The organism is Streptococcus infantis (genome assembly GCF_047464155.1).
Classification (GTDB): Bacteria; Bacillota; Bacilli; order Lactobacillales; family Streptococcaceae; genus Streptococcus; species Streptococcus infantis_U.
This window is the reverse complement of sequence record NZ_JASHCL010000001.1, coordinates 142,409-154,008: the sequence shown is the minus strand read 5'-3', so window position 1 is coordinate 154,008 and position 11,600 is coordinate 142,409. Positions and strand designations below refer to the sequence as shown.

The following is an 11,600-nucleotide window of genomic DNA, read 5'->3' as shown; positions in this document are numbered from 1 at the left end:
CTCTTACGAGCAAAGCCTCTTCATTTTAGAGCTAAAATTGCTATTTCAATACCAAAATATTGATGTTATTTCAATCTTAGTCTTCACGTCTTTTTGGTTTTGCAATTAAACCAAGACCTACTAGACCAAGTGCTGCACCTAGAGCCACTAATCCAACTTTAGATTGCTCACCAGTATTTGGCAACTCACGACCTTTAGGTTTTTCTGGAGTTGGTGGTGTTACCGGTGTTGGTGGTGTTACCGGCGTTGGCGGTGTTGGTGGTGTTGGCGGTGTTGGCGGTGTTGGCGGTGTTGGCGGCGTTGGCGGCGTTGGTGGTGTTGGCGGTGTTGGCGGTGTTGGCGGTGTTGGCGGCGTTGGCGGCGTTGGCGGCGTTGGCGGTGTTGGTGGTGTTGGTGGTGTTGGTGGTGTTGGCGGTGTTGGCGGCGTTGGCGGCGTTGGCGGTGTTGGCGGTGTTGGCGGCGTTGGCGGTGTTGGCGGTGTCACTTTGTTGTTAAACTCAGTGTCTTCCGGCATTTGTGAAGTAAGGGTCAACACTTTACCATCCTTAGTTACAGTAACTCCAACAGTCGCTACCATCTTATCGTACTCAACTCCAGCCTCTGTACCTTGTACTTCTTCTACGTGATAGATATATGTACCTTCTTCACCACGTTTGAATTCAAGAGCTGAGAACTTGATCTTACCTTCAACATCGTTGCTTACGGTTTCAATCACATTTCCATCCTTGTCTTTCAGTACAAATGTAAACTCGCCAGCCTTAAGTGCACGACCTTCCAATTTCTTAGTGAAGTTGAATTCAACTTTAACCGGAATATTTACAACACGTTTTTCAGTTGGTTTTTCTGGTTTTTCAACTGACTTCTTAGTTGGATCGTATTGGTGAACGATTTGAGAAGCTGTATTTTCAATATCTACACCTTCCTTAGCGCTATCCTTGATTCGTGCAAGAATATCAAATTTGTAGTAACGTCCAAATGCTAATTTAGCAGTGTTGATTACTTGTGTATTCTCTGCATCTCCAAGTGACTTAGTCAAATCAGCTTTAGATGTAGCAGTAATAACACCATCCACAATTGAGATATCAAACTTAGCTGTTACATCTTCACCAGTTACTGAATCGTAAGCTTTAATATCAGCTACATTAACATCCAAGTTTTCACTGTCATATTTATCTGTAATTCCAACAGATTGAATATTGTGAGCTTCTGTAAATTTAGTTGTATCTAACCATACTTGGTAAACAACCTTATCACCCTTATGGAGTGTTTGAGTATTGATATTTTGCTTTTCATTATTATCAACTTTGTCCGCATATGGATCTTTGTTGGTATCAGCTACTTTATCAGTCAACTCTTTATCATCATCCAGAAGTTTAGTTCCAGTAATGTCAAATTTCTCTTCGTTGAGAATGTATTTCTCTGGGTTAAATTCAGGAGTTTCTGGAGGTGTCACAGTGTTGTTAAACTCTGTATCTGGAGCGTCAGTCACTTTCTTAACAAGGACTTTAGCTGTACCATCGTATTTAACTTCAACTGTGATCTCAGCTTTCATGGTATCGTAAGTGACTGTAGCATCAGAACCTTTAACTTCTTCTACAGTGTACTTATGAGTTCCAACTTGGGCTTTAGTGAATTCGAGCTTAGCGAATTTCACCTTACCATCTTTGTCGTTCTGAACTGTTTCGATTTCAGTACCTTTAGAGTCTTTCAACACGAAGCTAAACTCGCCAGCTTTCAATTCACGGCCTTCGAGTTTCTTAGTGAAGTTGAATTCGACTTCAATTGGAACTGAGTTGACACGTTTTTCAGTTGGTTTTTCTGGTTTTTCAACTTTCTTCGTAGTTGGGTTATAGTAGTTTACAATTTGCGCTGCTGTGTTTTCGATGTCTACTCCACCTTCAACGTCTGTTTTAACAGTGGCTGGAATATCGAATTTATAGTAGCGACCAAACTCGAATTTAGTTGTGTCGATCACTTGTGTATCGTCTGCGTCTCCAAGTGACTTAGTGAAGCCGGCTTTAAGAGTTGCGGTCATAACACCATTTTCAACCTTAATGTCGAACTTGTTAGTCACATCTGCACCAGTTACAGAATCGTAAGCCTTGATAGCTGAAGCATCAACATCAACCTTAGTTTCATCGAAGTCATCAGTGATACTTACTGATTGGATGTTATCCTTGTTAGCTGCGTCGAACTTAGTTGTATCCAACCATACTTGGTAAACCAATTTAGAACCACGTTTAACAGTCTTAGTATTCAAGTTTTCTGCTTCGTTGTTGTCGGTCTTATCTGCGTATGGATCTTTATTGGTATCCCCATACTTGTCTGCCAACTCTTTATCATCATCAAGAAGCTTGTCGCCTGTAATGTCGTATTTCTCTTCAGTTACAACGTATTTCTCTGGTTGGAACTTAGGCTCTTCTGGTGGAGTCACAGTGTTGTTGAACTCTTTATCTGGAGCGTCAGTTAGTGTCTTCACAAGTGCTTTAGCTGTACCATCGTATTTAACTTCTACTGTGATTTCAGCCTTCATAGTATCGTAAGTGACTGTAACGTCAGAACCTTTAACTTCTTCCACAGTATACTTATGAGTTCCAACTTGGGCTTTAGTGAATTCAAGTTTAGCGAATTTCACCTTACCATCTTTGTCGTTCTGAACTGTTTCGATTTCAGTACCTTTAGAGTCTTTCAACACGAAGCTAAACTCGCCAGCTTTCAATTCACGGCCTTCGAGTTTCTTAGTGAAGTTAAATTCGACTTCAATTGGAACTGAGTTGACACGTTTTTCAGTTGGTTTTTCTGGTTTTTCAACTTTCTTCGTAGTTGGGTTGTAGTAGTTTACAATTTGCGCTGCTGTGTTTTCGATGTCTACTCCACCTTCAACGTCTGTTTTAACAGTGGCTGGAATATCGAATTTATAGTAGCGACCAAACTCGAATTTAGTTGTGTCGATGATTTGTGTATCATCTGCGTCTCCAAGTGACTTCGTGAAGCCAGCTTTAAGAGTTGCGGTCATGACACCATTTTCAACCTTAATGTCGAACTTGTTAGTCACATCTGCACCAGTTACTGAATCGTAAGCCTTGATAGCTGAAGCGTCTACTTCAACCTTAGTTTCGTCGAAGTCATCAGAAATACTTACTGATTGGATGTTATCCTTGTTGTTAGCGTCGAACTTAGTTGTATCAAGCCATACTTGGTAAACCAATTTCGCACCAGGTTTCACAGTCTTGGTATTCAAGTTTTCTGCTTCGTTGTTGTCAGTCTTATCTGCGTATGGATCTTTATTGGTATCTCCGTACTTGTCTGTCAACTCAGAATCATCATCAAGAAGCTTGTCGCCTGTGATGTCGTATTTCTCTTTAGTTACAACGTATTTCTCTGGTTGGAACTTAGGTTCTTCTGGAGGAGTCACAGTGTTGTTAAACTCTTTATCGGCAATATCTCCGACCTTAGCAACTAAAGCTTTAGCCTTACCATCATGAGAAACAGTGACTGTTACAACAGCTTTCATATTGTCATATGTAACGGTTGAGTCTGTACCAGCAACTTCTACTACTTTGTAACGGTAAACACCGATATCATTGTTTGTGTACTTAAGGCTAGTGAATTTAACCTTACCATCCTTATCATTGGTTGCTGTTTCAAGAACATTGAATTCATCATCGTCTAACAATTGGAAAGTAAACTCGTTGGCTTTCAATTGACGACCTGCAAGAGCTTTCTTGAAGTCAAGTTCAATTTGAATTGGTACGTTGTTTACACGTTTTTCAGTTGGTTTTTCAGGTTTTTTAACTTTCTTAGTTGTTGGGTTGTAGTAGTTGACTACTTGAGCCGCAGTATTTTCGATATCTACTCCGCCAGGAACATCAGCTTTCACTGTTGTTGGGATGTCGAACTTGTAGTAACGTCCGAAGGCGAACTTAGTTGTATCGATCACTTGAGTGTTTTCTGCATCGCCAAGTGACTTCGTGAAGCCAGCTTTAAGTGTCGCAGTAATCACACCGTTGTTCACAGTTATATCGAATTTATCAGTTACTTCTGCGCCTGTTACTGAGTCATAAGCTTTGATCTTAGTAGAATCAAGTTCTAACTTAGTTTCATCGTAGTCATCTGAGATTCCTACTGATTGGATGTTGTCCTTGTTAGCTGCGTCAAACTTAGTAGTATCCAACCATACTTGGTAAACCAATTTATCGCCACGTTCAACTGTCTTAGTATTCAAGTTTTCCACATCATTATTGACGGTATTGTCCGCATATGGGTTCACATTGGTATCTGCGTACTTATCTGCCAACTCTTTGTCATCATCAAGAAGCTTGTCGCCTGTGATATCGTATTTCTCTTTAGAAACAACGTATTTCTCTGGTTGGAACTTAGGTTCTTCCGGCGGAGTTACAGTATTATTGAACTCTTTATCTGGAGCGTCAGTAACAGTTGCTACAATTGCCTTAGCAGTACCATCATGGTCTACCTTCACAGTTACTGTTGCAACCATATCGTCGTAAGTCACTGTTGTATCAGTACCTGCAACCTCTGAAACAGTATAAGTGTATGTCTTGCCAAGATCATCTTTACCAAACTTAAGTGTCTTAAAGGTAATCTTACCTTCTGCATCATTCTTAACAGTTTCAACTGCAACATTGTCTTTCTTAAGAACAAAGCTAAATTCACCAGCTGCTAGAGTACGGCCTTCCAACTTCTTAGTGAACTTGAGATCAACTGTAACTGGTACTGAGTTCACACGTTTTTGAGTTGGTTTTTCAGGTGTTTCTACTGATTTGCTTACTGGATTGTAGACATGAACGATTTGGTTGGCTTTATTTTCAATATCAGCTCCTGCCTTAACTGTGTCTTTAACAGTGGCTGGGATATCGAATTTATAGTAGCGACCAAATTCAAATTTAGTTGTGTCGATAACTTGAGTATTATCTGCATCACCTAAAGACTTGTTCATAGAAGCCTTAGAAGTTGCACTAATAACACCATTTTCAACTTTAATGTCAAACTTAGCAGTTACATCAGCGCCAGTTACACTGTCATATGCCTTAATATCAGCAGCATTAACTGTCACTTTTTCAGCGTCATAAGTATCAGAGATACCAACAGACTGGATGTTATTCTTATCTGAGAAGTTTCTAGTATCTAACCATACTTGGTAAACTAATTTATCCCCACGTTCAACTGTCTTAGTATTGATATTTTCTGCTTCGTTGTTCGTAGTTTTATCAGCATACGGATCTGCATTGGTTTCTGTATACTCATTAGTCAACTCGTTGTCATCATCTACTAATTTTGTTCCAGTGATATCATACTTTTCTTTATTCAGTACAAATTTTTCTGGTTGGAATACTGGTGTTTCTGGAGGAGTAATCTTGTTGTTGAATACTTTATCTTCAGTACCATCAGTTGATGCACCATTATCGTCCACACCTCCAGCAGAAACTACATTAGTTACTGTTGTTAATGCGTGACCTTTTTTAGAAACTTCTACAGTAATCGTAGCCTTCATAGAATCGTAAACCATACCAGCTTCTTTAGCTGCAGGGACAACTTCTTCTACAGTATAAGTGTGACTACCAACTTTAGAGTTGTCAAATGCTATTTCTGTGAATGTTACAGTTCCATCTTTTTTGTTGGCTACAGTCTCAACTTCTTCACCGTCAGAATTTTTAAGAACGAAGTTGAATTCTCCGTCTTTAAGTTCACGTCCAGCCAATTTCTTCGTGAAGTCAAATTTAACTTTTACTGGTGCTACAACATAGTTGTTGAAGATTTTATCATCATCACTTGATTTGAATCCACCTTCAGCACTATATTTAACTGACGCTTGTAAATCACCTTGCTCATTCTCAGTTACAGTAACTGTCATGGTAACAGTCATTGCATCGTAGTCTACGTTTGCATCTGATCCTGGTGTTTCAGTGATTGTGTAAGTATATACACCTGCCTTTTTAAATGTTAATTTACTAAATGTAGCTTTACCATCAGCTTTGTTAGTGACAGTTTCTTCATATGCAGCAATTGACTTGTTTGGTTGTACTTCTTTTAGCTTGAACGTAAACTCACCATTTGCTAAGTTACGTCCTTCCAATTGTTTTTCAACTTCTGGAGTGACTTCAACTGGCTCTTGTTTTACGTAGTAGTAAATAGGTTGTTTGTATGGTGTCAAGGTGTTAAGCAAGTCAACGTTTGTACCAATACCGAAATTTCCTCTTTCCAACTGTACATTTGGAGAAAGGTGTCCAATATTGTCCCCTAAGAATGGTACAAATACCGTTTTCTTAGGGGTATAATTTGCAGCTGTTTGGAAGCCAAACTCAATTTCTTTACCGTTTGGATAGTTTACACCTTTGCTATCTGTGAAAGGAATAGTATAAAGTGGAGACTTCTTAACTACCAAATCTTCGGTATTTGCTTTTCCTGGTTTAATCGGTTTGGTTTCTGCAAGCAACATGTAACCGTCAGTACTTAGTGAACCATCTGAACGTTTGCTTTGTTGTTTTGGATCAAGAAGATAAACACGAACAACTACAGATCCGTCTTCACCTACGATTTCCTTAATACGCTTAATTCCTGCACGCTCAGCGTCCATGAATTTAGTACCAACTTTGTAAGGACGACTTACATAGCCTGATTTATCGTTTGCATCAGCTGTTTGATACAACTTGTAGCCATCAAATTGACGTTCGCCAGACGCAGTAAATTTCTGTCCTTCCATGGCTTTAAGAGTATATCTAGCTAAGTCTACTTCATTACCATTTTCTTTATAATCCTGAACTGTTACATCAGTTTTATTTGCATTGAATGTAGGATTGTTTTTATCAACTACTTTATAGTAAGTTGTTTTATTAATTGCCTCTGGTATTTTAGCATTTGAATCAGTAATTGTACGATTGTTATAAGCTGGTTCAACAACGTTTATAATATCTGTTGTAGTACGAGCGTTATAAACAGCAGTATAAAGTGCTTGTTCAGCTGGTGTAAGTTGGTGTCCTGCAGCTACTAAATCTGTTATACTCTTTCCAACTTCATAACCATTTTGAATAAATGGTTGAGTTGTTTTACCTTTTTCAGCAGTACCAGCTTGATAATCTACTTGGAACGTTAATTGACTATTAGACGCTGTTGTGGTAGTTGTGAACTTTTGAACACCACTTGTAGCTGTAACTGTTTTTGTTTCTACTACATTACCAGTCGTTTTGTCAATCAATTCAACAGTTGTATCCGTCGATTCATCAAATCTCTTATAAGCACGTGCATAGTATTTTGTACCATAACGATTATTAAATTCAGTTAAATCCCAAACCGCATAAGTATAGAAATCTCCTTCTTTAGCAGAATACCCAGATGGCACTGTTTGAGAGCTAACAGTTGCACCATTTGCATCTTTAATTGTTGGAGTTACTTTTTCCCCATCTTTTAAATATGTGCTTACCTCTACCGGGTTAGAATTATGGTCTCCTGATACAGCTTCATTCGTGGTCGCACGACGGCTACGAACTTTAGGTTTATTTGACTCATCTGTAGCTGGTTTTGCTTCTTCTGCTTTTTCAACCGGCTTAGCAGTTTCCTTATTAGCAACTTCAGTCTCAGTTGAAGCAGGTTTTACTTCTTCTGCTTTTTCTGAAGACACTGGTTCAGATTTAACTTCTTCTGTTTTAGCCTCAGAAGCTGCTTTTCCTTCTTCAACCTTGTTTGTATCAGCAAGCTCAGTTGTTGCAACATTTTCTACAATATTCTGTTCCTTTTTAGAGGAATCCTTGCTACTATCCTTTTTCACCAACTCTGTTTTTTCTTCAGAACTTGGTTGTGTAGGAAGTTCAGAAGCTTTTACCGCACCTCCGTTTGCTAACATAAAACTAAGAGTTGTTCCCAAAAATACGGATGCAACACCTACCTTATATTTCCTCAAAGAAAAACGTTGTTGTTCCTTTCTTATCATTTTGATAAGTTCTCCTTTTATAATATTTTACTATCAGCAGAAAAATTATACCATATTTGAATCTAGAATACAATATTTTTCTCTAACCTTAGCCCTTATATCATACCATAAGTCTGACCTAACTTCAAATAATTATGTGCTTCTGTAATCGTTTACTTTATTATATTTTAGGTCTTTTTAACACCCTATGATTTATTATATATACTTATATGTAAACGTTCATTATCCAGAGTTATGTCCAGTTTTTTTAAAATCAATAAATTTAAAATTATACTATTTTTATATATTTAATTAGGTCCAGATTTTGCATTTAATTATTTGTGAAAAATGATAGCAACGTTTTCATCAAAAAAAAGATTCTCTTACGAGAATCTTTTTTATCAGATAGCCTCTGTAACAAAGCTTCTACTTTCTAATACTTTTAACATAGCATCCGCTGTATCCAAAGCTGTAAAGAGAGGAACTCCATGTTCAATAGCTGAACGGCGAATTTGTTCTCCGTCCTCATCTGCTGTCCGTTTGGTACCGACGGTATTGATGATTGCTTGAATTTTTCCTTTGCGGACGTAGCTTGGGATATCGTGTTCATCATGACCGATTTTACCAACAAGTTGAGTCTGTAATCCATGACTTGCAAAGAACTCCGCTGTTCCTGCAGTTGCAAGGATTCCGTAACCAATATTTTGGAAACGACGCGCTAAATCTAAAGCTTCTTCTTTTGCATCGTCTGCGATGGTAAAGACAACATTCCCAAAGGTTGGTAAGTGGAGGTATGAAGCTTCAAAAGCTTTATAGAGGGCTTTTTCAAGAGTGGTATCAGACCCCATAACTTCCCCTGTTGACTTCATTTCAGGACCAAGAAGGCTGTCTACCTTAGCTAGTTTGGTAAAGGAGAAGACTGGTGCCTTGATATGGACGCGAGTACTTTCTGGGTAAAGTCCATCTTGGTAACCAAGTTCTTCGAGACTTTGACCAAGAATCAACTTAGTCGCTACCTGTGCCATAGGGATATTGGTTACTTTTGAAAGGAACGGTACGGTACGGCTAGCACGAGGGTTTACTTCAATGACGTATACTTTCTCATCCTTGATAACAAACTGAATATTCATCATTCCAAGGCAGTTAAGACCAATAGCTAAGCGTTTTGTGTAGTCCGCAATGGTTTCTTGTACCTTTTGAGACAAGGTTTGTGGAGGATAAACAGCCATGGAGTCACCTGAGTGGACACCGGCACGTTCGATATGCTCCATGATACCAGGGATGAGTACATTTTTCCCGTCTGAGATGGCGTCTACTTCACATTCCTGACCGACGATATATGAGTCAACAAGAACTGGATGGTCTGGACTTGCCTTAACCGCAGTACGCATGTAAGAACGAAGATCTTCTTCGTTTTCAACGATTTCCATGGCACGTCCACCCAAAACATATGAAGGACGAACGAGGACTGGGAAACCAATCTTACGAGCTGCAAGCACTGCTTCTTCTTCATTAGTAGCTGTTTGTCCTGGTGGCTGTGGAATATCCAAGTCTTTGAGAGCTTGCTCAAAGAGGTCACGGTCTTCGGCACGGTCTAGGTCAGCAACTTGCGTACCAAGGATAGTTACACCAGCTTTTGCCAATGGTTCAGCAAGGTTGATAGCTGTTTGACCACCGAACTGAACGATAACACCTTTTGGTTGCTCTAAGTCGATAACATTCATAACATCTTCGAATGTCAATGGTTCAAAGTAAAGTTTGTCTGATACAGAGAAGTCTGTTGAAACTGTCTCTGGGTTTGAGTTCATGATGATAGCTTCGTAGCCAGCTGCCTGAATCGCCTTAACTGAGTGAACAGTTGCGTAGTCAAACTCCACACCTTGACCGATACGGATTGGACCAGAACCTAAGACTAGAACAGATTCCTTATCAGACTTGATAGATTCATTTTCCCAACCATAGGTTGAATAGAAGTAAGGAGTTTCTGATTCAAACTCTGCTGCACAAGTATCAACCATCTTGTAAACTGGGACAATCTTGTTTTCCAAACGTAGTTGGCGAACTTGGTCAGCTGTAGTATTCCAGAGTTCAGCAATCTTACGATCTGAGAAACCATTGAGTTTTGCCGTTTTTAGGACTGCTACATCTTGTGGATGTGCGCCCAATTCTTGCTCAATTTCAAAGATATGCAAGAGTTTATCAAGATAGAAAATATCAATCTTAGTCAAATCTGCAATCTCTTCTGGTGTATAACCACGACGAATGGCTTCTGATACGTAGAAGAGACGGTCATCTTGAGCTTTGACAACTTTTTCAATCAAGGCATCATCTGAGACATCTGCAAGTTCAGGCATTTCATTGTGGTGAACGCCAATTTCTAGCGAGCGACAAGCTTTAAGGAGAGATTCCTCGATGTTCCGACCGATGGCCATGACTTCTCCAGTTGCCTTCATCTGGGTACCGAGACGACGTTCACCCTTTTCAAACTTATCAAATGGGAAACGTGGAATCTTGGCAACGACGTAGTCAAGTGCTGGTTCAAACATAGCATAAGTTGAACCTGTAACAGGGTTGATAACCTCATCTAAGGTCAACCCTACCGCAATCTTAGCAGCCAATTTAGCAATTGGATAACCTGTTGCCTTAGAGGCAAGAGCTGAAGAACGAGATACACGAGGATTTACTTCGATGACATAGTACTTAAAGCTGTGTGGATCAAGAGCTAGCTGAACGTTACATCCGCCTTCAATCTTGAGAGCGCGGATAATGCTTAAGCTAGCATCACGAAGCATTTGGTTTTCATAGTCGGACATGGTTTGCGCAGGCGCAAATACGATAGAATCCCCTGTGTGAATCCCGACAGGGTCAAAGTTTTCCATGTTACAAACAACAAGGGCATTGTCAGCTGAGTCACGCATAACTTCGTACTCAATTTCCTTGAAACCAGCAATGGAACGTTCAATCAAACACTGGGTAACAGGTGACAACTTCAAACCATTTTCAGCAATCTCTCGCAATTCTGCTTCGTTGGCACACATACCACCACCAGTACCACCTAGAGTAAAGGCAGGACGGACGATAACTGGGTAGCCAATCGTCGCAGCAAAGGCAACTGCTTCTTCTACTGTGTTAACAATTTCTGATTCAGGAATCGGTTGTTTCAGCTCTTCCATCAATTGTTTAAAAAGGTCACGGTCCTCAGCTTGGTCGATGGCAGACAATTTAGTACCGAGAAGTTCTACTCCCAATTCATCAAGAATACCGTTTTTAGACAATTCCATGGCCATATTAAGCCCTGTTTGACCTCCAAGAGTTGGAAGCAAAGCATCTGGACGTTCCTTACGGAGAATACGAGTCACAAACTCAAGTGTGATTGGCTCGATGTAAACCTTGTCTGCAATTTCCTTATCAGTCATGATGGTTGCAGGGTTTGAGTTTACCAAGACAACCTCGTAACCTTCCTCTTTCAAAGACAAGCAGGCTTGGGTTCCAGCATAGTCAAACTCAGCAGCCTGACCAATAATAATTGGACCAGAACCAATCACCATAATTTTTTGAATATCAGTACGTTTAGGCATTTATAAGATATTAAGGGCGTCAAGCGGACAAAGCTAAAATAGGAGTTATGACGAAGAACTGTCAGTTCTAGGAATAACTATCTTTTTAGCACCGTCCG

The 11,600-nt window shown here is 39.7% G+C and carries 2 protein-coding genes; both read right to left on the bottom strand.

Translation table 11 applies throughout. The annotated features are described in order from the left end of the window. Window positions 1-76: 76 nt before the first annotated feature. A complete protein-coding gene (locus QM810_RS00690) occupies window positions 77-7,945 on the bottom strand; it encodes an SspB-related isopeptide-forming adhesin (RefSeq protein ID WP_414253483.1) in 7,869 nt (2,622 codons plus the stop codon). Window positions 7,946-8,325: 380 nt separating this feature from the next. Continuing rightward, window positions 8,326-11,502 carry a carbamoyl-phosphate synthase large subunit gene (gene carB / locus QM810_RS00685; protein ID WP_414253482.1) on the bottom strand — a complete coding sequence of 1,059 codons (3,177 nt, stop codon included), beginning with the start codon at window positions 11,500-11,502 and terminating at the stop codon, window positions 8,326-8,328. Between the last annotated feature and the right edge of the window lie 98 nt (window positions 11,503-11,600).